Annotated in this window: 25 protein-coding genes and 1 pseudogene; 11 read left to right on the plus strand and 15 right to left on the minus strand. The window is 71.5% G+C overall.

Annotated features, from left to right (window positions below; all coding sequences use genetic code 11):
* The first annotated feature begins 148 nt into the window (after window positions 1-148).
* Window positions 149-1,810, plus strand: coding sequence for a penicillin-binding transpeptidase domain-containing protein (locus ACFTZC_RS02505; protein ID WP_382886101.1), 1,662 nt, complete (start codon window positions 149-151; stop codon window positions 1,808-1,810).
* Between the two features lie 49 nt (window positions 1,811-1,859).
* Window positions 1,860-2,711: an EamA family transporter gene (locus ACFTZC_RS02510; RefSeq protein ID WP_382886105.1), complete on the plus strand. Its 852-nt coding sequence runs from the start codon at window positions 1,860-1,862 to the stop codon at window positions 2,709-2,711.
* A gap of 9 nt (window positions 2,712-2,720) precedes the next feature.
* Here the strand turns inward: ACFTZC_RS02510 and ACFTZC_RS02515 are convergent.
* The 3 genes and pseudogenes from ACFTZC_RS02515 to ACFTZC_RS02525 form a co-directional block, all read right to left on the minus strand.
* Window positions 2,721-2,870, minus strand: a pseudogene (locus ACFTZC_RS02515) (DUF397 domain-containing protein); the annotation flags it as partial.
* 5 nt (window positions 2,871-2,875) lie between these two features.
* A complete protein-coding gene (locus ACFTZC_RS02520; RefSeq protein WP_382886108.1) occupies window positions 2,876-3,067 on the minus strand; it encodes a DUF397 domain-containing protein in 192 nt (63 codons plus the stop codon).
* A complete protein-coding gene (locus ACFTZC_RS02525; protein ID WP_382886110.1) occupies window positions 3,064-3,948 on the minus strand; it encodes a helix-turn-helix domain-containing protein in 885 nt (294 codons plus the stop codon). The genes ACFTZC_RS02520 and ACFTZC_RS02525 overlap by 4 nt, the downstream gene beginning before the upstream one ends.
* A gap of 263 nt (window positions 3,949-4,211) precedes the next feature.
* On the opposite strand from ACFTZC_RS02525, the gene ACFTZC_RS02530 reads away from it, so the two are divergent.
* Window positions 4,212-4,658, plus strand: a complete 447-nt coding sequence (locus tag ACFTZC_RS02530; protein WP_382886112.1) for an ATP-binding protein — start codon at window positions 4,212-4,214, stop codon at window positions 4,656-4,658.
* 31 nt (window positions 4,659-4,689) lie between these two features.
* Window positions 4,690-5,103: a GNAT family N-acetyltransferase gene (locus tag ACFTZC_RS02535; RefSeq protein ID WP_382886114.1), complete on the plus strand. Its 414-nt coding sequence runs from the start codon at window positions 4,690-4,692 to the stop codon at window positions 5,101-5,103.
* A 4-nt stretch (window positions 5,104-5,107) separates the two neighbouring features.
* On the opposite strand, the gene ACFTZC_RS02540 is transcribed toward ACFTZC_RS02535, so the two are convergent.
* On the minus strand, window positions 5,108-6,061 hold the full coding sequence (locus tag ACFTZC_RS02540; protein WP_382886116.1) for an NADP-dependent oxidoreductase: 954 nt from the start codon (window positions 6,059-6,061) through the stop codon (window positions 5,108-5,110).
* 84 nt (window positions 6,062-6,145) lie between these two features.
* On the opposite strand from ACFTZC_RS02540, the gene ACFTZC_RS02545 reads away from it, so the two are divergent.
* Complete coding sequence (locus ACFTZC_RS02545) at window positions 6,146-6,718, plus strand: TetR/AcrR family transcriptional regulator (RefSeq protein WP_382886118.1); 573 nt, start codon at window positions 6,146-6,148, stop codon at window positions 6,716-6,718.
* Window positions 6,719-6,820: 102 nt separating this feature from the next.
* Here the strand turns inward: ACFTZC_RS02545 and ACFTZC_RS02550 are convergent, their stop codons facing one another.
* Entirely contained in the window at window positions 6,821-7,513 is a 693-nt protein-coding gene (locus ACFTZC_RS02550; RefSeq protein ID WP_382886120.1) for an SDR family NAD(P)-dependent oxidoreductase, read from the minus strand.
* 114 nt (window positions 7,514-7,627) lie between these two features.
* On the opposite strand from ACFTZC_RS02550, the gene ACFTZC_RS02555 reads away from it, so the two are divergent.
* The gene (locus ACFTZC_RS02555) at window positions 7,628-8,542 is read left to right on the plus strand and encodes a helix-turn-helix transcriptional regulator (RefSeq protein WP_382886123.1); all 915 of its coding nucleotides are present in this window, start codon (window positions 7,628-7,630) and stop codon (window positions 8,540-8,542) included.
* Here ACFTZC_RS02555 and ACFTZC_RS02560 read toward each other — a convergent pair.
* A complete protein-coding gene (locus ACFTZC_RS02560; protein WP_382886125.1) occupies window positions 8,539-9,543 on the minus strand; it encodes a polysaccharide deacetylase family protein in 1,005 nt (334 codons plus the stop codon). The two genes, ACFTZC_RS02555 and ACFTZC_RS02560, sit on opposite strands and share 4 nt — an antisense overlap.
* Window positions 9,544-9,766: 223 nt before the next feature.
* Between ACFTZC_RS02560 and ACFTZC_RS02565 the strand changes: the two genes are divergently transcribed.
* Window positions 9,767-11,401, plus strand: coding sequence for a putative glycoside hydrolase (locus ACFTZC_RS02565; RefSeq protein ID WP_382886127.1), 1,635 nt, complete (start codon window positions 9,767-9,769; stop codon window positions 11,399-11,401).
* A 151-nt stretch (window positions 11,402-11,552) separates the two neighbouring features.
* Here ACFTZC_RS02565 and ACFTZC_RS02570 read toward each other — a convergent pair whose 3' ends face one another.
* Entirely contained in the window at window positions 11,553-12,422 is an 870-nt protein-coding gene (locus ACFTZC_RS02570; RefSeq protein ID WP_382886129.1) for a DUF4184 family protein, read from the minus strand.
* A 4-nt stretch (window positions 12,423-12,426) separates the two neighbouring features.
* Window positions 12,427-13,065 carry a TetR/AcrR family transcriptional regulator gene (locus ACFTZC_RS02575; RefSeq protein ID WP_382886131.1) on the minus strand — a complete coding sequence of 213 codons (639 nt, stop codon included), beginning with the start codon at window positions 13,063-13,065 and terminating at the stop codon, window positions 12,427-12,429.
* Between the two features lie 155 nt (window positions 13,066-13,220).
* Between ACFTZC_RS02575 and ACFTZC_RS02580 the strand changes: the two genes are divergently transcribed.
* The gene (locus ACFTZC_RS02580; RefSeq protein ID WP_382886133.1) at window positions 13,221-13,628 is read left to right on the plus strand and encodes a Dabb family protein; all 408 of its coding nucleotides are present in this window, start codon (window positions 13,221-13,223) and stop codon (window positions 13,626-13,628) included.
* A gap of 39 nt (window positions 13,629-13,667) precedes the next feature.
* Here the strand turns inward: ACFTZC_RS02580 and ACFTZC_RS02585 are convergent, their stop codons facing one another.
* Window positions 13,668-14,099 carry a hypothetical protein gene (locus ACFTZC_RS02585; protein WP_382886135.1) on the minus strand — a complete coding sequence of 144 codons (432 nt, stop codon included), beginning with the start codon at window positions 14,097-14,099 and terminating at the stop codon, window positions 13,668-13,670.
* Window positions 14,100-14,344: 245 nt separating this feature from the next.
* On the opposite strand from ACFTZC_RS02585, the gene ACFTZC_RS02590 reads away from it, so the two are divergent.
* Window positions 14,345-14,692 carry an antibiotic biosynthesis monooxygenase gene (locus tag ACFTZC_RS02590; protein ID WP_382886137.1) on the plus strand — a complete coding sequence of 116 codons (348 nt, stop codon included), beginning with the start codon at window positions 14,345-14,347 and terminating at the stop codon, window positions 14,690-14,692.
* Window positions 14,693-14,845: 153 nt separating this feature from the next.
* Window positions 14,846-15,877, plus strand: coding sequence for a DUF1259 domain-containing protein (locus ACFTZC_RS02595; RefSeq protein WP_382886139.1), 1,032 nt, complete (start codon window positions 14,846-14,848; stop codon window positions 15,875-15,877).
* 38 nt (window positions 15,878-15,915) lie between these two features.
* Here the strand turns inward: ACFTZC_RS02595 and ACFTZC_RS02600 are convergent, their stop codons facing one another.
* The 5 genes from ACFTZC_RS02600 to ACFTZC_RS02620 form a co-directional block, all read right to left on the minus strand.
* On the minus strand, window positions 15,916-16,851 hold the full coding sequence (locus ACFTZC_RS02600) for an SDR family NAD(P)-dependent oxidoreductase (RefSeq protein WP_382886141.1): 936 nt from the start codon (window positions 16,849-16,851) through the stop codon (window positions 15,916-15,918).
* On the minus strand, window positions 16,748-18,049 hold the full coding sequence (locus ACFTZC_RS02605) for a serine hydrolase domain-containing protein (RefSeq protein ID WP_382886143.1): 1,302 nt from the start codon (window positions 18,047-18,049) through the stop codon (window positions 16,748-16,750). Before ACFTZC_RS02605 ends, ACFTZC_RS02600 begins: the two co-directional genes overlap by 104 nt.
* A gap of 131 nt (window positions 18,050-18,180) precedes the next feature.
* Window positions 18,181-18,990 carry an energy-coupling factor ABC transporter ATP-binding protein gene (locus ACFTZC_RS02610; protein WP_382886145.1) on the minus strand — a complete coding sequence of 270 codons (810 nt, stop codon included), beginning with the start codon at window positions 18,988-18,990 and terminating at the stop codon, window positions 18,181-18,183.
* 42 nt (window positions 18,991-19,032) lie between these two features.
* Complete coding sequence (gene cbiQ / locus ACFTZC_RS02615) at window positions 19,033-19,794, minus strand: cobalt ECF transporter T component CbiQ (protein ID WP_382886147.1); 762 nt, start codon at window positions 19,792-19,794, stop codon at window positions 19,033-19,035.
* A gap of 1 nt (window position 19,795) precedes the next feature.
* Window positions 19,796-20,851, minus strand: a complete 1,056-nt coding sequence (locus tag ACFTZC_RS02620; RefSeq protein ID WP_382886148.1) for an energy-coupling factor ABC transporter permease — start codon at window positions 20,849-20,851, stop codon at window positions 19,796-19,798.
* Window positions 20,852-20,988: 137 nt separating this feature from the next.
* Between ACFTZC_RS02620 and ACFTZC_RS02625 the strand changes: the two genes are divergently transcribed.
* Window positions 20,989-21,420 (plus strand): SsgA family sporulation/cell division regulator, encoded by a 432-nt coding sequence (locus tag ACFTZC_RS02625; RefSeq protein WP_382886150.1) that lies wholly within the window; start codon window positions 20,989-20,991, stop codon window positions 21,418-21,420.
* 162 nt (window positions 21,421-21,582) lie between these two features.
* Here ACFTZC_RS02625 and ACFTZC_RS02630 read toward each other — a convergent pair whose 3' ends face one another.
* Window positions 21,583-23,850 (minus strand): MMPL family transporter, encoded by a 2,268-nt coding sequence (locus tag ACFTZC_RS02630; RefSeq protein ID WP_382886152.1) that lies wholly within the window; start codon window positions 23,848-23,850, stop codon window positions 21,583-21,585.
* Window positions 23,851-23,975 lie beyond the last annotated feature (125 nt).

Raw genomic sequence — 23,975 nt, forward strand, 5'->3', positions numbered from 1 at the left:
CCCTCTGTCGCAGTCCTGTAACGCTCGCCCCGTGTGACTCAACCCTCCCGTAGAGTTCCCAGTCGATGACTTCCTTGAACACGCTCACACGCGAGTTGAACATGTTCAGATGTTCAAGGGGGCACCTGGGGAGGGGTGACCACCACTCATGCGCAGTGGAGCGAAGACCGCCGTCATAGGCGGAGTGTTTCTCGTGTTCGCCGGTGGAGTGGGTTACGGCGCGTACAACGTCTACAACGGGATGACCGGCGGGAGCACGGACGCGGCGACCAAGTCGGCGTCCACGACGGTCAAGACCGGCCCGCTGAGCGCCGCCGAGATCGACCAGGCGTCCAAGGACTTCCTGACCAAGTGGGCGGAGGGCGGCGACGCGGCGGCCGTCGCGCAGCTCACCAACGACCCGACCGCCGCGACGCCCGTCATCGGCGCGTACCGCACCGAGGCCCGGGTCACCGACGCGGTGATCACTCCGGGCCCGGCGGTCGGCGCGAAGGTTCCGTTCACCGTCAAGGCGACGGTCGAGCTGGACGACGCGAGCAAGCCGTGGTCGTACGAGTCCGAACTGACGGTGGTACGCGGGAAGTCGACCGGCCGGCCGCTGGTCTCCTGGTCGCCGTCGGTGATCCACCCGAAGCTGACCGCGGGCAACCGCCTCGAAACGGCGGAGGCGTCCGTACCGCCGATCAAGGCGGTCGACCGCAACGGCGTCGAGCTGACGAAGGAGAAGTACCCGTCGCTCGGGTCCGTCCTCGACCAGCTCCGCGAGCGGTACGGCAAGGAGGCGGGCGGCTCGGCCGGCATCGAGCTGATCCTGAAGAGCGACACCGGGGCGGACGGCGCCACCGCCCCCGGCGCCACCGCCGACGAGACGCTCCTGACCCTCGCCGAGGGCAAGGAGGGCACGCTGAAAACGACGCTGGACGCGAAGGTCCAGGAGGCGGCCGAGCGCTCGGTGAAGAAGTACAGCGAGGCGTCGGTCGCGGCGGTCAAGCCGAGCACGGGCGAGATCCTGGCCGTGGCCAACAACCGCAAGGACGGCTTCAACGCGGCGATGCTCGGCAAGCAGGCCCCCGGCTCCACGATGAAGATCGTGACGGCGGCGATGCTGCTGGAGAAGGACCTGATCGGCGCGGACCGCGTCGCCGAGTGCCCGAAGAACGCGACGTACATGGGCCGTGTCTTCAAGAACCTGGACGACTTCTCCATCGACGGCGCGCCGTTCTCGCAGAGCTTCGCCCGCTCCTGCAACACCGCCTTCATCAAGCTGATCGACGACACGAAGGACGACGGCGCGCTGCCCAAGGAGGCGGGCGAGGTCTTCGGTATCGGCCTCGACAACTGGAAGACCGGCGTCGCGTCCTTCGACGGCTCCATCCCGACGTCGACGGGCGCCGAGGCGGCGGCGCAGTACATCGGGCAGGGCACGGTGCAGATGAACGTGCTCAACATGGCGTCCATCACCGCGACCGCCAAGAACGGCACGTTCAAGCAGCCGGTCATCGTCTCCCCCTCGCTGGACGACCGGGAGATCGCGACGGCGGCGCGCTCGCTGCCGTCCGGCGTGGCCGAGCAGTTGCGCTCCATGATGCGGCTGACGGCGACGAGCGGTACGGGCGCGAAGGCGATGTCCGGGCTCGGCGGGGACAAGGGCGCGAAGACCGGCTCCGCGGAGGTCGACGGCCAGGAGACGTCGAACAGCTGGTTCACCGGGTACCACGACGACCTCGCCGCGGCGGCGGTCGTGGAGGCCGGCGGCCACGGCGGCGACGCGGCGGGCCCGGTGGTGGCGGCGGTGCTGGCGGCGGGGTGAACACCGTGGTCGGTGCGGGCGAGCGGACCGGGCCCCGCGAGCGGGGGACATGACCCCGCTCGTCGTGGCCGCGGTCCTGGTCGCCGCGCTGACGCACGCCACCTGGAACGCGATCGCGCACACGATCCGGGACCAGCTCGTCGCGTTCACCCTGATCTGCGGGGGCTCGGCGGTCATCAGCGCGGTCCTCGCCTGCTTCGTCCCTCTGCCGGACGCGGCGGCGTGGCCGTATCTGATCGTCTCCGCGCTTCTCCACGTCGGCTACATGGTGCTGCTCATGCGCTCGTTCACGCTGGGCGACTTCAGCCAGATGTACCCGATCGCGCGCGGCACGGCCCCGCTGGCGGTGACGGTCGCGGCCGTCGTCCTTGTCGGCGAGACGATGGACGCGTGGCAGACGGCGGGCGTCGCGGTCGCCTCGGCGGGGCTGACAGGGGTCGCGCTGTGGGGCATACGGGGCGCGCGTACGCACCGGCCCTGGCCGGCGCTGCTGGCCGCGCTGGCCACGGGCCTGTCGATCGCCGCGTACACGGTCGTGGACGGGGTGGGCGTACGCGGCGCGGGCTCACCGATCGGCTACATCGCCTGGCTGCTGCTCCTCCAGGGTCCCCTGATCCCGGCCTACGCGCTCTACACCCGCCGGGGCCGCCTCCTCCCCCAACTCCGCCCGCACGCCCGCCTGGGCCTGCTCGGCGCGGCCCTCTCGATGCTCGCGTACGGCCTCGTCCTCTGGGCCCAGACCCGGGCCCCGCTGGGCCCGGTCTCAGCGCTCCGGGAGTCCTCGATCCTGGTGGGCGCGGTCATCGGAACGGTGTTCTTCCAGGAACGCTTCGGGGCGCCGAGGATCGTGGCGGCGGCGCTGATGGTGGCCGGCATCGGCCTGATGCTGCACGCGGGCTGACGCGAACGCGGCCCAGGTGGCGGGGGTGAGGTGGAGTACGGGGCCGGCGGGGTCCTTGGAGTCGCGGACGGCGACGACGGTCCGGACGTTGAGGGCGACTTCTATGCACTCGCCATCGCCGCTGCTGTAGCTGGACGTGACGAACTCGAAGGGCTGCACGGGCGTTACGGCTCCTCCCGGACGACGTCTGCCTGGAAGGCATCCCAGGCCATCGAGGTGATGCGGAGAACCGGTCCGGTGCGGCGCTTGGAGTCGCGTACGGCGACAGTGCCGGATACGTTCCGGGCTATCTCGACACACTCGCCACTCGGGTTGCTGTAACTGGACTTCGTGAACCTGAAGCCGGACACACTCACTCGTTCATTCCCTTGCCGATTTCTTGGATGAGGCGCACAGAGTCGTAGGGCGACAGGCTGATCGCGCAGAGGTGCCTGAACAGGTTCCCGTATGCCGCACTGTCCTCCACGCCTTCGACCCAGTCCGTGGAGTGGAGACCGTCCATGTGCACCACGTCCATCGCGCCTTCCTCCGCGAAGGACAGCATGTTGAAGGGCCCTCCCATGCCAGGGTATCCACCTGTCCGGAAGGGCAGCACTTGAATACGGACATGAGGCAGTTCGGCCAGCTCACACAAGCGCGCGAGCTGGCGTGCCATCACCTGCGGCCCGCCCATGAGCTGGCGGAGCGCCGCTTCCCAGATCACCGCGTGTACGTGAAGGGGACGTTCACCATGCAGACGCGCCTGACGTCTCCGCCGGACATCGACGACTTCCTCGATGCGGTCCATGTCATCGACCGAGATCCCGGCCACCACCGAGGCACGGATGTACTCGGGAGTCTGGAACAACCCGGGGATGAGGGACAGTTGCCAGAGGCGCACGCGGAGCGCCGCGTCCTCCATGGCGATGTACTCGCGAAGATTTCCGCCCGCACAACTGACCCACCAGCCCTTCGTCCGGCGGCGCTCGCGATCGAGCTTGGCCAGCCCGAGCAGGCCGGCGATGACCTCGTTGTCCTCGACTCCGTACAGCTTGCACAACGCGATGATGTCCGGATCCCGAAAGGGCACCCAGCCCCGCTCCATCTTCGCGACCTTGGCCGTGTGAGCGCTGAGCACTTCGGCCGCCTCCGACTGATTGAGGCCGACGGCCTCCCTGAAGGCGAGTAACTGGCCGCCCAACTGGCGCGCCAGGACCGTTGATACCCGGTTTCCCGCCTTCACGTGCCGATTCGCCATCACACACCCCTCCTCGCGTCACGACAGTCTGCAACAGCGACGCGACGCTCAGCAATCACACTTCTGGGGAGAATTCGTCCCGTGCAGTTGTCCGGTCGCAGATCCGACCGCTACGTTCAGTACACAACCGCTCGCACTGCGGAGCCACTTGGTGGAAGTGCACCGCCGCGCCCTGCCCCGGAACGGGTACGAGCCGGCGGCATCGCCACCGCCACGCGCACCCCGTACGGGCAGATCCCGACCGCACACGGAGGTGCGCGTTCATGACCGCAGCCCAGGAAGTACCGCTTCCCGAGCCGGAGTTCGGGCCGGAGTTCGGGGACGTCCTTCAGGAGGACTCGCTCGACTACGCCCCCGTCGCCGGCAGTGTGAGCCTGGCCCGGCACCGTGCGGGCCGCCTGGTCATCGAGTGGGGGCGGCCCGAGCTGTCCTGGTCGGCGGCGCTGCTCGTGAGCGAACTCGGTACCAATGCCCTGCTGCACGGGTGCCTGCGCGACCGGTTGTTCCGGGTACGGCTGGCCCTCGGCGCGCGTGTGCTCCGTATCGAGGTCAGCGATCCGCGCGGGGAGCGGCTGCCGGCGGTGCGGGTCGCCGCCGACGAGGAGTGCTTCGGGCGGGGGCTGCTCATCGTGGAGCAGGTCGCGGGCCGCTGGGGCGTCGCGCCCCGCGCCGTCGGGAAGACCGTGTGGTGCGAACTCTGGACGCGGTGAACGACCACGTCCTGTGGGGCAGGATCCCCGCATGGAGATCCGTCGCATCGCTCAGGCCGAGGCGGTCCACGCCGCCGGGCATCTTTTCGACACCGTTCCGGTTCCGGAGGCGACCGAACGGTTCCTGGCGGACGAGCGTCATCACCTCCTGATCGCCTACGTGGACGGCGTACCGGCGGGGATGGTCACCGGTGTCGAGATGACCCATCCGGACAAGGGGACGGAGATGTTCCTGTACGAGCTGGGCGTGGACGAGCCGTTCCGCCGACGGGGCGTCGGCCGGGCGCTGGTGTCGGCGCTGGCGGATCTGTCGCGGGAGCGGGGCTGCTACGGCCTGTGGACCATCACGGACGAGGACAACCCGGCGGCGCTGGCGACGTACCGACACGCCGACGGCGTCCCGGAGGCGGGGCAGGTGGCGCTCACCTGGACGTTCGGCCAGTAACCGATCACAGGACGAGCATGAGCTTGCCGCCGGGCCGACGGGACTGGCTGAGCTCGGCCGCCTCCTGGATCTGGTCGAGCGTGTAGCTGCGGGCGACCGGTACGACGAGGACGCCTTCGTCGGCCAGCCGGGCGAACTCGCTCATCCGGTCGTAGCGCATCTCGATCTGGGTGATCCGGGTGCCCAGCTCGGCTGCGGCGGCGAAGTCCGAGACGGTGAGGACGCGGTCGGGGTCCCCGGTCAGCTCGATCAGGGACGGCAGCGAGCCGCCGCCCGGGCTTGCCTGGTGGGCGCGGTCGATCCGGCCGCCGGTGGGGGCCGTGTCCAGGGCGCGGTCGACGCGGCCTCCGGCCAGCGCGGCGACGCGTTCGGCCATGCCGTCGCCGTAGCCGGTCACCCGGGCGCCGATCTCTCCCAGGGCTGCGGCCCGCGTCGGCCCGGCGGTGGCGATCACCCGGACACCCCGGTGCAGCGCCAAGCGCACCGCCGCCTCACCCACGGTGGAGCCCGCGCCGTGGACGAGCAGCAGCTCACCCGGCTGGACGCCGAGGTCGTCGAGCGCGTGCCATGCCGTCTCGGCAGCCATCGGCAGCGCGGCGGCCCGCTCGGCGGTGACGCCCACAGGAATGTGCGCCCAGACCGCCATCAGCGCATACTCCGCGGCCCCGGCCGTCGGGCCGTCGAAGGCCGCCGGGCCGAACACCCGGTCGCCGATTTCGACGCCGATGACACCCTCACCGAGCGCGTCGACGGTGCCCGCGACCTCGACGCCGAGCCCGCGCGGCAGTGGCGGCAACTGGTCGGCGAGCAGGCCGTCGACCACCGCCCAGTCGCCCGGCGTCAGGCCGCACGCCCGCACGGCGATCCGGATCCGGCCGGGTCCCGGCTCCGGCTTCGGGACCTCGCGGAGCACGATCACGTCCGGGGATCCGAACCGGTCGAACTGAAGAGCCTTCATGACGATCTCCTACATGATGACAGCATCTGTTGTCATCGATCTTAGCGTCACGACGACAGCCTCTGCTGTCATATCCTGGTGGGCATGCCGAGATGGGAGTCAGACGCACAGGGCCGGCTCAAGCGCGCGGCGCTCGAGCTGTTCGAGACGCAGGGGTTCGAGCGCACCTCGGTCGCACAGATCGCACGCACCGCCGGCCTGACCGAGCGCTCCTTCTACCGCTATTTCCCCGACAAACGGGAAGTCCTCTTCGCCGACGACGAACTCCAGGCCCATCTCGTCGCCCAGGTCGAAGCGGCCGACCCGGGTCTCACGCCGATCGAGGCGCTGCTGACCGCGCTGGGGACCGCCGACGAGATCTTCCGCCCGCGCGAGTTCCTGCTGCGCCGCGTCAGGGTGATCGCCGCCAGCCCGGCGCTGGCCGAGCGCGATCTGATCAAACTGGCCGACATCGCCGACGCGTTGACACAGGCGCTCGAGCGCCGCGGCGTGGAGCCCGGCAAGGCACGCTTCATCATCGACGTGGCGATAGCGGTCTCCCGGCGCGCCACGTCCCGCTGGCTGGCCGACCCGGACGCGACCCTCTCCGAGCTCGTCGCCCAGACCGCCGCCGAACTGCGTGAGGCGGTCGCCCCGCCGGCCCCGACGGTCGGCTGAGCCTGCCGCAGAGAGGGGCAGCGCCCAAAATGGCGGGCAGCGGTGGTTCAGGCCCTTCGTTCCCGGGTGAGACGTCTGGTCATGAGGGTGATGGGCTCAGGATCAGGCGATCTCCCCGTCGCGGGAGACGAAGCGGCCGGTTCCCGCGCCGGGCCCCTCCGTGGCGAGGGTGACGATCGCGTCCGTGCCCTCGGTGACGGTCTGGGGGCCGCTGTGACCGTTGAGGTCGGTCGCCGTGTAGCCGGGGTCGGCGGCGTTGACACGGATGTCCTTGAGGCCCTTGGCGTACTGCGTGGTCAGCATCGTCAGCGCCGCCTTCGAGGAGGTGTACAGCGGCGCGACGACCTGCGACTCGGGCCGGCCGGGGGCATGGGTCAGGGCGAGGGAGCCCATGCCGCTGCTGACGTTGACGATCACCGGGTCGTCCGAGCGGCGCAGCAGCGGCAGGAACGCGGTGGTGGTGCGGACGACGCCGATGACGTTGACATCGAGGACGGCGAGGGCGTCGGCGGCGGTGAGGTCGCCGGGGTCGCCGGCGGGGCCGTGGACACCGGCGTTGTTGATCAGGACGTCGATCCGGCCCTCGTGTCCGGCGACGTTCGCCGCCGCGGCGGCCACGGACGCGCCGTCGGTCACGTCGATGGGCACGTGGCGCGCGCCGAGCGCGGCGGCGGCCTCCTCGCCCTGCTCGCGGTCGCGCGCTCCCAGGATCACGGTGTGGCCGCACGCGATCAGGCGGCGGGCGGTCTCGCGGCCGAGGCCCTTGTTGGCTCCGGTGATGAAGGTGATGGTCATGCGTTCGATGCTGGACCCGGCCGCGGAGGCGGACCAGGGACGCTTCGACGGTAGGAAGACCGGTACCACCCTCGCGCCCGCGCGCACGCGGCGCGATGCGGAAGGATGGAGGTCATGTCGGCGACACCCGGAACCGGACTGGGCGCGATGCTCCGCACATGGCGGGAGCGGCTGCCCCCGTCGGCCGCCGGGCTGCCGGTGGCCCGCGGGCGCCGGGCCGCCGGGCTGCGCCGCGAGGAGCTGGCCGATCTGGCCGGGGTGTCGGTCGACTACGTCGTACGTCTCGAACAGGGGCGGGCCACGACGCCCTCCGCGTCGGTGGCGGCGTCCCTGGCGCGCGCCCTGCAGCTGTCCACCGCCGAGCGGGACCACCTGTACCGGCTGGCCCGGCTCGTACCGCCGGTGGACGGCACGATCTCCGACCATCTGCCGCCCGGCGTGCAGCGCGTGCTCGCCCGCCTCGGGGATGTCGCGGTCGCCGTGTTCGCGGCGGACTGGCAGCTGGTGTGGTGGAACCGCGGCTGGGCCGCCCTGCTGGGCGACCCCGCCGCCTCGCCGCCCCGGCTGCGTAACTTCGCCCGCGACAGGTTCCCGGTGGACGCCGGCCCCGCCCGCCTCGCGCGGTGGCCCGTGACCGAGGCTAACCGCGACGCCACCGACGTCGCGGTCGTCTCCGACCTGCGCCGCGCCACCGGCCGCTTCCCCCGGGACCGCCGCCTGGCCGTGCTGATCCGCGAACTGAACGCGGGCAGCGAGAAGTTCGCCGCGCTGTGGGCGACCGGGGAGGTGGCCTCCCACCGCGAGGACCACAAGACGATCCACCACCCGTCGGTGGGCCCGGTCACGGTCGACTGCGACCTCCTGACCGACGGCGACTCCGAACTCAAGATCATCGTCATGACCGCCGTGCCCGGCAGCGAGGACGAGACCAAGCTCCGGCTCACCGCCCTCGCCGGCCCACCGGTCGCCCCGCACCCGGACACCGATGCGACAGGCCGCCGGGAGGCCGGTCCGCCGGCCAGGGCCTAGTAGGGCTTGGCCCGCTTCGCGAAGGCCGGGGCCACCTGGTCCTGCGCGGCGCGCGGGAAGGCGACCGTGTTCGGGTCGCCGTCCGAGACGTACCAGTTCTTCGCCTCGGCGAGCTTGTCCAGCCAGCGTGACGAACCGAACTCGGCGTCCTGGTCCTTGGGGCCCGACGAGCGGATCCGCGGGATCGCGCCGGGGGTGAAGGCCTTGTCGAACGGCGAGACCGAGGGGTTGGACCCCACGAGGTACACCCCGTCGTAGCGGTAGCCCGTGCCCCGCGCGGCGACCCCGGCGTCCTGGGGCATGGCCCCGAAGGGGAGGGCGAGCGAGGTGACCCCGGACCCGGGCGCGGCCTTCGTGATCGCCTGCTGTCCGGCGGCGATCGCCTTCGAGGCGCCCGCCTGGTCCAGGGAGCGCAGGTTCTGGTGGCGGTCGGTGTGGTTGCCGACCTCGTGCCCGTGCTTCTTCAGCCAGGTCAGCGCCTTGGCGGGACCGGTGGCCGAGAAGGCGTCCGCGTTGACGAAGAAGGTCGCCACCGGCTTGAACCCCGGGTACTTCTTCGCCGTCTCCGCCAGGATGGCGACGGCCGTGCCCGGCACCGGATTGCCGTCCGCGCCCAGGCGGACCTGGCTGTTGGTCGAGTCGTCGAACGTGAGGACCACCGGGTGCGCGCCGGCCGGGATGTCGATACGGCCCGTCTGGAAGTCCCGGGCGGTGACCGGAACGTACTTCTCCCGGGCGAGGCGCTCCAGCTCGGCCCGGAAATCGGCCGGGGTGCGGTCGTAGACGCTGGCCGGCTTCTCGGTGAGCTGGTGGTACATCAGCACCGGCACCTGGCCGAGCTCGTTGGCGCCGACCTCCGCCGGGTCTTTCAGGGCGACGCGGGCCGCCGGTGAGGCCGCCGCCTGCTGCCCTCCGGTGGCCGGTGACGACCCCGGGGAGCACCCCGAGGCGAGCAGAGCGGCGCCCGCCAGGGCGCAGAGCGGGACGAGCGGGTGGCGCATGAGGGACCTCCAAGGCGAACGTGTCGCGCCATCCTTACCGGCGGTGGGAGCGCCCGTATCGCACCGTCGCCTGGATGGCCCAGCCACCACGCCGGGGCCGAACGCGGCCGATCGTGTGAATTCCGGCCCGAGACAGGAGTACTGACGCGCAGGCGGCAATCAATGGAGGCACCACCGAGCGCAGCCGCAACGGCGGCCGGCCCGGCCACAGCACGAAGGGCGCATGATGGTCACGAAAACGCGATTCATATCGAACCCCACCTCCTCCTACCAGCCGCGCCGTCCCGCCCGCCGGCGCGCCCTGATAGCGATGGCCGCGGCACTCTCCCTGGCCGGAGCCGGCGTCGGTGCCTGGACCTTCCTCACGCCGGGACCCGCCGTGCAGGGTCTCGCCGACGGCGCCTTCCTCGACGGACGCAAGGCCGCGCAGCTCAGCGCGTACCTCAATGCCAAGGCGGCCGGCCGCAAGGACAAGGTGCGCGTCACCCTCGACGGCACGGTGGTTCCCGTCACGACCGAGGGCGCCCGCCTGAAGCTGGGTATCCCCCGTCCGGGCGAGGGCAAGCACACCCTGGTGGTGGCGGGTGACAGCAGTCTCCCCTTCGCCTCGTACCAGAAGGTCGTGGGTTTCACGGTGGACACCAAGGCCCCCACGCTGAAGGTGACCGACCCCGTGGTCAAGAACCCCGCCTCCCCCGTGACCGTCACCGGCAAGGCATCCACCGACGCCAAGGTGACCGTCGACGGCAAGGAGGTTCCGGTCGACAAGTCCGGCGCCTTCAAGATCAAGGTGCCCAAGGGCACGCCCTCCGTGACGATCAGCGCCGTGGACCGCGCCGGGAACACCACCTCCAGGACCGTCTCCACCCGGGGCCGTCGCCCCATGATCCGCGCCGCGCACATCACCGCCATCGGCTGGGGCGACAAGACGCTGCACAGCAACATCCTCGCGCTGGTCCGCAGCGGCAAGCTCAACGCCGTGGAACTGGACATCAAGGACGAGGACGGCGAGGTCGGGTACGCCTCCCAGGTGCCGCTGGCCCGTGAGATCGGCGCCGCCAAGGGGTACTACGACGCCCGGAAGGCGATCGCCGAACTCCACGCCGCCGGCGCCCAGGTCATCGGCCGCATCGTCGCCTTCCGCGACCCCAAGCTCGGCGCGGCGGCCTGGAAGGCCGGCCGGCGCAACCAGGTCGTGCAGACCCCCTCCGGAGAGGCCTACAACGGCGGCCACTACGGGAACCTGTCCTTCACCAACTTCGCCGACCCCGCGGTCCGCAAGTACAACCGGGACCTCGCCGTCGAAGCGGCACAGCTCGGCTTCGACGACATCCTCTACGACTACGTGCGCCGCCCCGACGGCCCGCTGTCGCGGATGCGGTTCCCGGGCATCGGGTCCGCCACGCCCGAGCAGTCCATCACCTCGTTCGTCGCCGACACCCGGACCGCGCTGCGCCCGCACAACAAGTACCTCGGTGTCTCGGTCTTCGGCATAGCGGCCACCCGTCCGCTGGAGATCGCCCAGGACATCAAGGCCCTGGTCAAGGTCAGCGACTACATCGCGCCCATGGTCTACCCGTCCCACTGGGGGCCCGGTGAGTACGGCGTCGCCAACCCGGACACCGCTCCGTACGCGATCGTGCAGCGCTCGCTCGCCGACTTCGCCCGGCTGGCGAAGGGCACCCAGACCGAGATCGTCCCGTGGCTCCAGGACTTCTCGATGGGCAGCACGTACGGGCCGACCCAGGTGGCCGAACAGATCAAGGCCGCGGCGGCCAACAAGATGGAGTCCTTCATCCTCTGGAACGCCGGTGCCCGCTACCAGGGCGCGGCACTCCAGCAGATCGCCGCACACTGACGCGGCTCGGCTCCGAGAGGGGGTTTTCCGAGACGGTGCGGTTCCCGGCGGTGGGAGCGAACGTACGGCAGGTCGCCGGTTCGCCCCCACCGCCGGGGCCGTTCCGGCCGGGCACCGGTACGGCGCAGGTCCGGCGCAGGTCCGGCGCAGGTCAACTGCTCTGGTGTACGCGTACGTCGTCGTACGGCACGGCGGGCCGGATCGTCCGGTACGCCCACCAGGCGGCGGCGTACAGGACGAGCGCGCAGGCCAGCGCCGCGCCGGCGCCGGTCACCGTGTCGGAGAGAACCGCCTCCACCATCTGCCGCGTGGGGATCCGGTCGGCGGCGGCCGGTCCGCCCCGGTACTCCTCCAGGCTCTGCGTGTTGGCCACGGCGCCGACGAGGGCGGCGACGGCCGGCGCCGCCCTGATGCCCCGGCGGGCCGTCGCCGGAAGGACGGTCCGGCGCGCGTCCCGGGCCGGGGCCCGGCGCAGCTGGCGCGGGCGGCGCCAGAGGTGCGCCGCGACGGCGATCAGGCCCCCGGCCGTGCTGAGGTGCTGGACCACCCGCGCCACGGTGAGATCTTCCGTGAGGTGCGCCCGCAGGACACTCAGCTGGGTGACCGCGTAACCGTCCGCGTGGGTGAAGGAGTCCCAGAGGAGGTGGGTCAGGACGCCGGTCAGGGCGGAGAGCAGGACCCAGCCCGTCCGGCGCGGACGGAAACCCTGACGGCCACGGTCGGCCGGACCGTCCGGCGAGAACCGCGCGGGCAGCAGGGCCACGGCCGGGGGACGCACCAGCCGGTACAGCGCCAGGAGGGCCAGAGCGAGCGGCACCGCCACGGTGACACCGGACAGCGTGTGCGAGGAGGTGGCGTTGAGGAACGGCTCGTACCAGGACTGGGCGCTCACCGGTATCCGCGCGGCGACGAGGAAGTACGGCACGTCCGGGGCCACGGCTCCGCAGACCAGGGCGGCCGGGGAGAACGGGTGGCGCAGCAGTGGCAGGACAGCTGCGGGGTGGGAGAGCGTGAACGGCATCGGGCTAGGCGTCCGGCTCCGGGCCGTACGCCCTCAGGAAGGTGTCGACCGCCGACCTCGCCACCGCCCGTGTCTCCGCCACCGGAACCTTGCGGGTGCCCAGCTTCGTACGGGACTCCATCGGCGCCGTGAGCAGCGCGAGGAGTTGTTCCGCCGCCACCGACGGGTCGCAGGGGCGCAGCCGCCCGGCGAGGGAGAGGCGGGCAAGGCGGTCGGCCAGGGCTTCGGTGAGGCGGCTGCCGGTGCGGTCCTGGACGGTCTCGGTCAGGTCCGGGAACCCGGCGACCTGGGCGTACGTCAGCCGGCGCAGCGCGCGGGCGCGTTCGCCGCCGCTGACCTGGAGCAGGCGGTACGCCGTGTCCTCCAGCGCCGCGCGCAGATCGGTGCCGGGGGCGCGCATCCGGTCCACGACGGCCAGGTTGTCCGCCATCACCGCGTCGGCCGCCGCCAGCACCGTATGACGGAACAGGTTCTCCTTGTCCGTCAGGTGGTTGTACACCGTCGGCTTCGCGACGCCCGCCTCGGTGGCGATGCGCTGCACGCACGCGCCCTCGTACCCCTGACGCGCGAAGACGGCGAAGGCGGCGTCCAGGATGGCCTGTCGCTTGTCGATACGCCCCCGCGAGGCTGCCACTCCGGTCACCTCCGCAAGGTACCCCAGGTCGCCACGGGCCACCTCGGCCGGGCCGTGATCCCTCGATCCGTTGAACCCATTGGTTCATTTACATGGGCTGCACCGTGCTTTACTGACCTGGACATCAAGTTGAACCAATTGGTTCAAGTGAGAGGAGCAGCCTCGTGATCGTCAACATTCTCCGTTTCAGCTTCAAGGACGGCACGTCCGACGAGGACAAGGCCGCCGTCCTGGCCACCATGCGCCGCATCTCGACCCTCGAATCGACGTCGTTCGGCGTCGTCGGCCAGGATCTGGGCGATCCCGCCGAGGGCTACACGCACACGTACTGCGCGGGGATCGAGGACCTGGCGGCGATGGAGCGGTACATGAACGATCCGGTGCTGATCGAAGGCGATCTCGGCATCTTCCCGCACCTTGAACGGCTCTCGCCGGTCCGCCTGTCGGACGACCTGGACCCCGGTCTGGCCGAGAGGATCACGGAGTTGCATCTCGCCCGGGTGGCGCGGTCGCCCGAGTGGGGCCGGCTTTTGGAGTCGATCCCCGACACGCCGTTCCGGACCGGCCGCTGAGGCTCCGCAACGGCCGGTGCGGGACACCGGTGGGGTGGATCAGGGCCTGGAGAAGGCTTCGCACTTCAGATCGTTGAGGTCGTGGTCGTCGAGGCAGACCATGACCATGTCGGCTCCGCCCTCCGCGTCGGCGGGGACGGTGAAATCGTAGGGCGCGGTACGGTCGCACACGAAGCCGATACCTCGGGAGCCCAGTCTGTTTCTGGCGGTGTCGAAGGTGTAGACCCAGGTCGCCCGGCAATCGTCCGCGCTTGAGGAAGAGTGCTCCCCGGACACACCGACGGACCGGTCGTTCCAGGTGAGCACGCCCCTCGTGTAGGTGGTCGCGTCGGAGATGTCGAAGGAACTGGTCGGCGCGGCTGCCGGCGCGGCCGTCGGCACGACCCCCTGCGCGGCGGCTCCGGGTGGGGCGAGAAGCATCCCGGCGGCCAGCACCGTGACACCGAGGCCTGCGGCGATCTGCGTACGCATACTGTCTCCCGCTGCGATGGAAGGGCGGATGGTGGGCGATTCAGTCTCCGGCGCAGACGTTGTCGGGACCATGGCGAATTGCGCCATCCTTCCCCTTCGGGGGAGTTCCGGCCCACGGGAGCGGTACGCACCGGGCGCGCACCCCGGCGTCGGCCGCCTTCGGTGCCGGGATTGAGCCGTACCCCGGCCGGATCCGTACTTCACCGTGCACGGCACGTCAGTTGAGCCGCACCACAGGAGGCACGATGTCCGAACAGCTCAAGCCCGCGCACACCTTCACCGCCGTCATCACCACCCGGGTCGACGGCCCCGGAACCCAGAGCACCGTGGCGGACCTGTTCCTGAAGGGGGCCGAGGGCTGGGTACGGCACCGTGCCGGATTCCTCTCCGCGGCCATCAACCTCAGCGACGACGGCGGGCAGGTGATCCTCGTCGCCGACTGGGCCGACGAGAAGAGCTACCGGGAGTTCGTCGCCACCGACGAGGACCAGGCGGCGCTCGGCCGTGAGATACAGGCCCTCCCCGGCGTGCTCCAGGGCCCCGAGGCCACCGCCTGTACGCCTTACCGCACCATCGCGGCCGTCTCCGGATAACCGTTCGCTCGGCGCACATCAGGGGTAGCCGTCGCGCAGCCACCCCGTACCCCATTCAGGTTCGGCCTTCGCAACACGCCTGACGTACTGTCCGGCGGTTCACGATTCCGCGCTGCCCGTCGTGTTCTGATCCGACGCGGAGGTGTAAATCTGATGATCAGAAGATCCCATCAGGATGAGAACAGGCAGGACGGGATTTCCTACCCGCCACGGCGCCAGCTGCTGGCCGCCGCCGCATTCGCGCCTGTGGTGGCCGTCGCGGGTACGGACCCCGCCCTGGCCTGGGCCCGGGAAAACGTGAGCGGACGGTACAGGTCCGGCGGGGGCGCCGCCGAGCCGGTACGGCCGGTGACCACCACCCTGGAGGACTGGAAGGCCGTCGAAAAGGCGATGGGCCGACCGGGCAATCTGCTGAACAAGGTCATGTACCGCACCCGCTTCCCCCGCAACGACCTGCACGTGGTCTCGCAGGGAATCGACGTGACGCCGGGGCTCGCCCTCGCGTCGCACATCGGCTTCATCCGCTACGCCGACGGCTCCACCATCGCCATGGGCGACATGACGCTCACCGAGGACGAGTTGCAGCGGACGAGCGACGTCCTGATCGAGCACGGCATCGCCCAGACCGCGATCCACAAGCATCTGCTCGCGCATGACCCCGACGTCTGGTGGACCCATGTGCACACCCACGGCCACGACCCGGCGGCCATGGCCCGCGGCTTCCGCGCCGCGTTCGACACCACCGCCACCCCGCCCGCCACTCCGGTCGAGAAGCCGCCGCCCCTCGATCTGGACGTCGAGGCGATGGACGCCGCGCTGGGCGCCAAGGGGCTCAACGACGGCGGGATCTACAAGTCCGTCTTTGCCCGCCGCGAGACGATCATCGAGCGCAACATGGTGCTCCCACCGGGGCTGGGTTCGACCTCGGCCTTCAACTTCCAGCCTTTGGGCGGTGGAAAGGCCGCCCTCAACGGCGACTTCGTCATGATCGCCTCAGAAGTCCAGGCGGTCCACAAAATCCTGCGAGGCGGCGGAATTTGCCTCGTCGAACTCCACAACCACGGTCTGTCGGAGGAACCCCGTCTCTTCTTCACTCACTTCTGGTCCGTAGGCGACGGCGTCGAACTCGCCAGGACACTGCGCCTCGCCGTGGACGCCACCAACGTGGAGCCGTCCAAGGACTGACGCACATCGCGGCGAGCGGCAGTGGGCCTGCCTGGAGATCACCCCGTCGTGCCGAACGCCCTTCTCAGGCCCACGTTGCTCATCAGGAGCCCGCCGTCCACCGGCAGCGTCACCCCGGTGATCCACGCCGCGTCCGACGACGCCAGGAACGCCACCGCCGCCGCGATGTCCTGCGGGGTGCCCACCCGCCCCATCGGGTAGTGGGCCGCCGCCCGGGCCAGTTCGGCCTCGCGGTCCGCCCAGGCGTCCGTACGGACCGTGCCCGGCTCCACGAGGTTGACCCGTACCCCGCGCGGTGACGCGTGACCGGCCAGGGTGCGGGTCAGGCTCGCCAGGCCCGCCTTGGCCGCGCTGTACGCGTGGTTGCCGAAGTCCTGGGCGCCGTTGACCGAGCCGACGGTGACGATCGCGCCGCGCCCCGACGCCACCAGGTGCGGCAGCGCGGCACGGGCGCAGCGGAACGCGCCGGTCAGGGTGGTGTCCAGGTCACGGGCCCAGACCTCGTCGGGTTCGTCCTCGAAGAGCGGGGCGTCGGGGGTGCAGGAGCAGGCGTTGTTGACCAGGACGTCGAGCGTGCCGAAGGTGTCGACGGCGTACGCGACCGCCGCCTCCACCGACGCGCGGTCGCGGACGTCGCAGCCGAGCGCGACCGCGCCCGGGATCGTCCCGGCCGCCGTCGCCGCGCGCCGCTCGTCCAGGTCCGTGACGAGGACCCGCGCGCCCTCCTCGGCCAGGCGCCGCGCGGTCGCCTCGCCGATGCCGCGGCCGGCTCCGGTGATCAGGACTCCGTGACCGTCGAAGCGGCGGGGCGGCGGCGCCGCGGCGGCCGGCCGCGACAGCTCCCCGGGCGGGTTCCCCCGTACCGCCGTCTCAGCTCGCCCGGCCGGCTGCTTCCGGCCCCGGTCCTGCCCCTGCCCCGGTCCTCGTCCCTGCCCCTGCCGCTGTCCCCGTCCCTGACTGCTCGGCTGCTCCATCCGGCGATGATGTCGCCATCCGTACCGCCCGCACCAGTGCCTGGGGCCGGGCGTCCGCCGTCACGCCTCTGCGCAGGCCGTTGGTGACGTAACCGAACGCGATCCCCGACTCCGGGTCCGCGAATCCCAGCGAACCGCCACTGCCCGGGTGGCCGAAGGAGCCCGGGGCCAGCAGGGGCGCGGCCGGGCCGTGCAGCATGAAGCCCAGTCCGAAGCGGGTGTTGACGACCAGCACGCGGTCCGGGCCCGCCGATTCCTCGGTACGGGCCAGGGTCAGCGTCGCCGGGGCGAACAGCCGGTGGCCGTCGACCGGGCCGATCATCGCCGCGTAGCAGCGGGCCAGTGCGCGGGCGGTCGAGATGCCGCCGGAGCCGGGGAGTTCGGCGGCGCGGTACACCGGGTCGTTCTCGTCGAAGCGCGGCGCCACGACGTCGAAGGCGCGGCGCGTGAGCGACTCCGGGTTCTGGTACGCCTCCGTCACGGACCTCTTGGGCCGCAGCCGCAGCGCCCCGCCGACCGCCGAGGGCTCCTCGATCCGGCCGGTTCTGCCGACCCGGTGGGCCTCCTCCTCGGGCAGGCCGATCCAGAAGTCCAGGCCCAGCGGGCGGGCGATCTCCTCGGCGATCCAGCGGCCGACGCCGCGCCCCGTGACCCGCTTGACCAGCTCGCCGATGAGCCAGCTGTAGGTGTGCGGGTGGTAGCCGTGGTCGGTGCCCGGCTCCCACAGGGGGCGCTGCGCGGCGAGCGCGCGCGGTCCGGACTCGCCGTCGAGGGCCTCGGCCGGGGTGAGCGTGCGGTCGAGCACCGGCAGTCCGGCGCGGTGCGCGAGGAGGTGCCGTACGAGGACCCGCTCCTTGCCGGCGGCCTTGAACTCCGGCCAGTACGTGCCGACCGGCGCGTCCAGGTCGATCTGTCCGCGCTGGTGGAGCAGGAGCGGTACGGCGGCGGCGATGCCCTTCGTCGCGGAGTGGACGACCTGCGCGGTGTCCAGCGCCCACGGCGCCGCCGGCTGCGCGCCGCCCTCCTCGTGGTTCCCGCCGGGGTCGGCGTCGCGCGTGCCGGCCCACAGGTCGACGACCTTCCGGCCGTCCCGGTAGACGGCGACCGCCGCCCCGCGTTCACCGAGCCGTTCGAAGTTCCGTACGAAAGCGTCCCTGACCGGCTCGAAGCCCGCCGCCACCGTGCCCTGGACGTCCACGCCCGTACCCCTGCCCGTGATCTCCCGCCGCGCCCCGTCGGCACGGCCCCCTCTATGGTGCAACGGGCCAGGGGTGCGACACGATCCGGCACAACGGCCCCGGGGCCGGAAACCCGCCGCGAAACCGACTCTTAACCTGGGGTGCGCGCCCGTACGGTCCGGGGGTCGAAGCCGAACGGCAGCTCCAGCCGATGCGCTCCCATCAGCTCTTCGTCACCGAGGAGTTCACCCGTCGGACCGTCCGCGACGATGACGCCGTCGCTCAGGATCACGGAGCGCGGGCAGAGTTCGAACGCGTACGGGAGATCGTGTGTGACCATCAGCACGGTGGTGTCCAACGAGCGGAGGATATCGGCGAGTTCACGGCGCGACGCCGGATCCAGGTTCGACGAGGGCTCGTCCAGGACCAGGATCTCCGGCTCCATCACCAGGACGGTCGCCACCGCGACCCGCCGCCGCTGCCCGAAGGAGAGGTGGTGCGGCGGCCGGTCCGCGTACGCCGCCATCCCGACCCGGCTCAGCGCGCTCACGACCCTGGCCTCCAGCTCGGCACCGCGTACCCCGGCGGCGGCCGGCCCGAAGGCCACGTCCTCCCGCACGGTCGGCATGAAGAGCTGGTCGTCCGGGTCCTGGAAGACGATGCCGACCCGCCGCCGGATCTCGGCGAGGTGCCGCTTCCCCACGGGCAGCCCCGCCACCGCGACGGTGCCCGCGCCCGCCGTGAGGATGCCGTTGAGATGCAGGACGAGCGTGGTCTTGCCCGCGCCGTTGGGGCCGAGCAGCGCCACCCGCTCGCCACGCGCCACGCGCAGATCGACGCCGAAGAGCGCCTGGTGGCCGTCGGGGTACGCGTAGGCGAGGCCGTCGACCTCCAGGGAGGGAGGGGGTGTCTCCGGGGTGTCCTGCGCCCGGGGTCCGGTCGTACGGTCTTCGCTGCTCATGTCGTACGGTCCTCGCTGGTCATGTCGTACGGTCCTCGCTGCTCACAGGGTCCAGCCAAGCAGACAGACCACCAGCGCCGTCACCGGGAGCGCGGCGGCGTACGTCCACTGTGCCCGCGACGCCGTCACCTCGTCGATGACCGGCATGGAGCCCGCGTACCCACGGCTCACCATCGCCAGGTGCACCCGCTCCCCGCGCTCGTACGCGCGGATGAAGAGCGCCCCCGCCGACGTGGCCAGCACACCCCACTGCCGTACGCCGCGCGCCTCGAAGCCGCGCGAGCGCCGGGCGACCGACATCCGGCGCATCTCGTCGGTGATGACATCGCCGTACCGGATCATGAAGGACGCGATCTGCACCAGCAGAGGCGGCAGCCGCAGCCGCTGGAGGCCGAGCAGCAGGGCGCGCAGTTCGGTCGTGGAGGCGAGGAGTACGGACGCGGCGACGCCCAGCGTGCCCTTCGCGAGGACGTTCCAGGCGTCCCAGAGGCCGGGCACGCTCAGCGGGACGCCCGCCACCCGGATCTGCTCGCCGGGCACCACGAACGGCATCAGCACGGCGAAGGCCACGAACGGGACCTCGATCAGCATCCGCCGCAGCAGGGTCGCCGCGGGGACCCGGGCCACCGCCGCGACGCCCGCGAGCAGCGCCGCGTGGAGCGCGAACGCCCAGACGGCGGTGCGCGGGGTGGAGACCACCACGAGGACGAAGCAGAAGACGGCGGCCAGCTTGCAGTGCGGGGGCAGCGCGTGGACCGGCGAGTGGACGCCCAGGTAGAGCCGGTGCGCGTGGCCGGCGCCCATGTCAGGCGGTTTCCGGGGGTACGGAGGCCCCGGCCGCGGCGGTACGGCGGCGGCGTACCGCCCAGAAGACGCCGCTGCCCACGGCGACCGTGGCGCCCACGCCGATCACCCCGGCGAGGCCGCCGGAGAGCCGGGCGTCGGAGATGTCCTGGACGCCGTAGTCGGCGAGCGGGGAGTCCGCGGTGTGGTGCTCCTCCGTCTTCTGGTCGATGCCCTGGTCGGCGGCGACCTTCTCCAGGCCGTCGGGGTCGGCGGAGGCGTAGAAGGAGACGAATCCGGCCAGGACGAGGGCGGTCACCAGGCCGGCCGCCCAGACCCGGCGGCCCGACCGGGCCGGCCCCGGCGTGGCGGGGGCGGACGCGGGGGCGGCGTCGACCAGTTCCCCGCCCACCCGCAGCTTCAGCGGCGCGGTCAGCCCGCGCGCCCCGTACACCAGGTCCGGGCGTACGGCGATGACGGCGCCGACGGTGAACGCGGTGATCGCGGCCTCGCCGATCCCGATGAGGAGGTGGACGCCGACCATCGCGGCGAGCGTCTTGCCGAGCGGCACGTCCGACGTGCCGCCGATCGCGTAGAGAGCGGTGAAGGCGAGCGCCGCGGCCGGTACGGAGACCAGCGCGGCGGCGAAGGACGCCACGGTCACGGAGCGGCGGCCACGGGGCAGGATCCTGACCAGGCCGCGGAAGAGGACGTACGCGACGACGGTCGTCACGACGGCCATGTCGGTGATGTTGACGCCGAGCGCGGTGAGCCCGCCGTCGGCGAAGAGGATGCCCTGCATGAGCAGGACGACGGAGATGCAGAGGACGCCGGTGTACGGGCCGACGAGTATCGCGGCCAGTGCCCCGCCCAGCAGATGGCCGCTGGTCCCGGCGGCGACCGGGAAGTTCAGCATCTGTACGGCGAAGACGAAGGCGGCGACGAGTCCGGCGAGCGGAGCGGTGCGCTCGTCCAGTTCGCGGCGCGCGCCGCGCAGGCTGACCGCGACGGCGGCAGCGGCGACGACACCGGTGGCGGCGGAGACGGGCAGGTCGATGAATCCGTCGGGGACATGCATGGCGCCTGATGATACCGGCTTCTTGCGAACTAGTTGCAAGAGCAGATGAACTGCAAGTTACGTCCGTGCCAGCACTTGCGTGGGGCGATATGTACGATTAAGAGTTAAAAGTCCGATAATTAAGGAGGTGTGAGTCGATGTCTCCCGTCGTCGAGCAACCGGCCAAGGCCCGTATCGTCACGGACTCCCCCCATCTCAGGACCGTCCCGGTCACCCTGCGCTACGACGGCGCTGATCCGCTCGCCCTGCGTGTCGTGTTCCCGCCCGAGGTCTCCGCCGACCGCGAGCGCGGCGAGGTGGTCTGGGCCTTCGCCCGCGACCTCCTCGACTCGGGCCTGCGGCTGCCGTCCGGTGACGGTGACGTCCAGGTGTGGCCCTGCGGCCGGGCCCAGACCGTGGTGGAGTTCCACTCGCCGGACGGGGTGGCGGTGGTGCAGTTCGACTCCGCGACGCTGCGCCGGTTCCTGCAGCGTTCGTACGCGATGGTCCCGGCGGGGCAGGAGCGCCACGACATCGAGGCCGAGAGCGAACTGAGCAAGCTGGCCAAACCGCTGCACCACACCACCTGAGAACGCACAGGCGCATACGGCGAGCGGCCCGGTCCGTACGTCCCCTTCCCAGGGGGTACGGGCCCGGGCCGCTCGCCTGCCCCGGCTCCCGTCCCCACGGCGCCGGCGCGGTCCGGGGCCGCCTCACCGCTCGATCGGCGGCCCCGGAGCTGGAGGGGTGCCTCAGACGCGCACCAGCTCGCGATCCGGGTCCGAGCCGCCGTCCCGGCCGCCGCCGGAACCGTTCGGGGCGTCCGCGCCGTGCTTGTTCAGCGCCTCGCCCTCGACGTCCACGTTGGGCAGCGCCCGGTCCAGCCAGCGCGGCAGCCACCAGGCCTTCGTGCCCAGGAGCGCGAGCGCGGCCGGCACGATGGCCATACGGACCACGAACGCGTCGACGAGAACGGCGAACGCGAGCGCGAAGCCGATCATCTTGATCATCGACTCACCGGCACCGATGAAGCCCGCGAAGACGGCGATCATGATCGCCGCGGCGGCCGTGACCACCCGCGCGCTGTGCCGGAAGCCGGTGACGATCGCCTCGCCGGGCCGCTCCCCGTGGACGTACGCCTCCCGCATGCGGGTGACGAGGAAGACCTCGTAGTCCATCGCGAGGCCGAAGACCACACCCACCATGAGGATCGGCATCAGCGCCATCACCGGGCCGGTCTGCTCGACCCCGAACAGGCCGCCCAGCCAGCCCCACTGGAAGACCGCGACGACCGCGCCGAGCGTGGCAACGACGGAGAGCAGGAAGCCGAGGGCTGCCTTGAGGGGCACGAGGACCGACCGGAAGACCACCATCAGCAGCAGGAACGCGAGGCCGACGACGAGCGCGAGATACGGGATCAGCGCGTCGTTCACCTTCTGCGCGAAGTCCACGTTCATGGCGGTGGCGCCGGTGACCAGGACGTCCGCCCCGTCGTCCGCCTTGATCGTGCCGCCCGCGTCCCGGATGGAGTGGACCAGTTCCTCGGTCCCGGACGAGGACGGACGGTCCTTGGGGATCACCGTGATGGTCGCGGTGTCGCCGGCCTTGTTGAGGGTGGCGGGCGTGACGGCCGCGACGCCGGGCAGCTGCTTCACCTGCTCGGTGACCGTGTTGGCCGCCGCCTTGGCGTTGTTCTCGGCCTTGCCGTCGACCAGGACGATCAGCGGCCCGTTGAAACCGGGGCCGAACCCGTCGGAGAGCAGGTCGTACGCCTTGCGCTGGGTGGTGCTGGGTGCCTGCGAGCCGTCGTCGGGCAGGCCCAGCTCCAGGGAGGTGGCCGGAAGGGCGAGGACTCCGAGGCCGAGGACCGCGGTGACCAGTACGGCGACCGGACGGCGCAGGATGAAGCGCGCCCAGCGGGTGCCCATGTTGGGCTTCCCGGACGTGGCGGGCCGCTCCCCCGCCGCCGCGTCCGCGGCCCGGCTCTCCATCGCCGCGCGGGCCTTGCGCCCGTGGATCCGCTTGCCCGCGAAGCCGAGCGCCGCCGGGACGAGGGTGAGCGCGATGAGCACGGCCAGGACCACCGTGCCGGCGGCGGCGAAGCCCATCTTGGTGAGCACGGGGATGTTGACGACGGCCAGGCCCGCGAGGGCGATCACGACCGTGAGACCGGCGAAGACGACCGCGGATCCGGCGGTGCCGACGGCCCGTCCGGCCGCCTCCTCGCGCTCCCTGCCCTCGGCCAGCTCGGCGCGGTACCGGGAGACGATGAACAGCGCGTAGTCGATACCGACCGCGAGGCCGATCATCATCGCGAGCGCGGAGGAGTTCGAGCCCAGGTCGAGAGGGTTGGCCAGCGCCGTGATCGCACTGATGGCGACGCCGACCCCGACCAGCGCGGTGAGCAGCGGCAGTCCGGCCGCGACCAGCGAACCGAAGGTGATGAGGAGCACGACGGCGGCGAGGGCCACGCCGATGACCTCGGTGATCCCTCCGATCGCGGGCTCCGCCTGGAGGGCGTCCCCGCCGACCTCCACCGTCATTCCACGGTCCCGGGCGTCGCCGCCGGTCTCTTCGAGCGCGGCACGGGTCGCGTCGGTCAGCCTCGCCGTGTCGACCTTGTACGAGACCGAGAGGTAGGCCGTCGTACCGTCCTGCGAGACGGCCCGCGTGGCGTACGGGTCGGTCACCGAGGCGACCTGGTCGGAGCCGCTCTTCAGCTCACCGGTGATCTTCTGGACATCGGCCTTGTTGGCGGCGTCGGTCATCTTCTCGCCGTCGGGGGCCTTGAAGACGACACGGGCGGTCGCGCCGTCGGCGCTCGCTCCGGGGAAACGCTGTTCCAGCAGGTCGAAGGCCTTCTGGGCCTCCGTACCCGGTATGGAGAAGGAGCTGGAGGTGGCGGTGGACGCGGTGGCGGCGCCGACTCCGGCGACGGCCAGCAGCGCGACCCACACCAGGGCGACATAGCGGCGGCGCCGGAAGGCGAGCCGTCCGAGCTTGTAGAGGAACGTGGCCACGAGGGCGTACTCCCGGGTCTATGGAGGGAATGAGGGCATGGGGAGCCGTCCCGACGGCGAAGAGCGGATACGCGTCAGGTGCTGCGGGTGCTGTGAGTACTGCGGGCGTTACAGGTGTTACAGGT

It is taken from the genome of Streptomyces sp. NPDC056987, assembly GCF_042673865.1.
In the GTDB taxonomy this organism is placed as follows: Bacteria; Actinomycetota; Actinomycetes; order Streptomycetales; family Streptomycetaceae; genus Streptomyces.

What these genes read in the sequence shown, in the direction of transcription:
- ACFTZC_RS02505 (WP_382886101.1), top strand. Translation starts at nt 149, where the DNA reads ATGCGCAGTGGAGCGAAGACCGCCGTCATAGGCGGAGTGTTTCTCGTG.
- ACFTZC_RS02510 (WP_382886105.1), top strand. Translation starts at nt 1,860, where the DNA reads ATGACCCCGCTCGTCGTGGCCGCGGTCCTGGTCGCCGCGCTGACGCAC.
- ACFTZC_RS02525 (WP_382886110.1), bottom strand. Translation starts at nt 3,948, where the DNA reads ATGGCGAATCGGCACGTGAAGGCGGGAAACCGGGTATCAACGGTCCTG.
- ACFTZC_RS02530 (WP_382886112.1), top strand. Translation starts at nt 4,212, where the DNA reads ATGACCGCAGCCCAGGAAGTACCGCTTCCCGAGCCGGAGTTCGGGCCG.
- ACFTZC_RS02535 (WP_382886114.1), top strand. Translation starts at nt 4,690, where the DNA reads ATGGAGATCCGTCGCATCGCTCAGGCCGAGGCGGTCCACGCCGCCGGG.
- ACFTZC_RS02540 (WP_382886116.1), bottom strand. Translation starts at nt 6,061, where the DNA reads ATGAAGGCTCTTCAGTTCGACCGGTTCGGATCCCCGGACGTGATCGTG.
- ACFTZC_RS02545 (WP_382886118.1), top strand. Translation starts at nt 6,146, where the DNA reads ATGCCGAGATGGGAGTCAGACGCACAGGGCCGGCTCAAGCGCGCGGCG.
- ACFTZC_RS02550 (WP_382886120.1), bottom strand. Translation starts at nt 7,513, where the DNA reads ATGACCATCACCTTCATCACCGGAGCCAACAAGGGCCTCGGCCGCGAG.
- ACFTZC_RS02555 (WP_382886123.1), top strand. Translation starts at nt 7,628, where the DNA reads ATGTCGGCGACACCCGGAACCGGACTGGGCGCGATGCTCCGCACATGG.
- ACFTZC_RS02560 (WP_382886125.1), bottom strand. Translation starts at nt 9,543, where the DNA reads ATGCGCCACCCGCTCGTCCCGCTCTGCGCCCTGGCGGGCGCCGCTCTG.
- ACFTZC_RS02565 (WP_382886127.1), top strand. Translation starts at nt 9,767, where the DNA reads ATGATGGTCACGAAAACGCGATTCATATCGAACCCCACCTCCTCCTAC.
- ACFTZC_RS02570 (WP_382886129.1), bottom strand. Translation starts at nt 12,422, where the DNA reads ATGCCGTTCACGCTCTCCCACCCCGCAGCTGTCCTGCCACTGCTGCGC.
- ACFTZC_RS02585 (WP_382886135.1), bottom strand. Translation starts at nt 14,099, where the DNA reads ATGCGTACGCAGATCGCCGCAGGCCTCGGTGTCACGGTGCTGGCCGCC.
- ACFTZC_RS02590 (WP_382886137.1), top strand. Translation starts at nt 14,345, where the DNA reads ATGTCCGAACAGCTCAAGCCCGCGCACACCTTCACCGCCGTCATCACC.
- ACFTZC_RS02595 (WP_382886139.1), top strand. Translation starts at nt 14,846, where the DNA reads ATGATCAGAAGATCCCATCAGGATGAGAACAGGCAGGACGGGATTTCC.
- ACFTZC_RS02600 (WP_382886141.1), bottom strand. Translation starts at nt 16,851, where the DNA reads ATGGAGCAGCCGAGCAGTCAGGGACGGGGACAGCGGCAGGGGCAGGGA.
- ACFTZC_RS02610 (WP_382886145.1), bottom strand. Translation starts at nt 18,990, where the DNA reads ATGAGCAGCGAAGACCGTACGACCGGACCCCGGGCGCAGGACACCCCG.
- cbiQ (WP_382886147.1), bottom strand. Translation starts at nt 19,794, where the DNA reads ATGGGCGCCGGCCACGCGCACCGGCTCTACCTGGGCGTCCACTCGCCG.
- ACFTZC_RS02620 (WP_382886148.1), bottom strand. Translation starts at nt 20,851, where the DNA reads ATGCATGTCCCCGACGGATTCATCGACCTGCCCGTCTCCGCCGCCACC.
- ACFTZC_RS02625 (WP_382886150.1), top strand. Translation starts at nt 20,989, where the DNA reads ATGTCTCCCGTCGTCGAGCAACCGGCCAAGGCCCGTATCGTCACGGAC.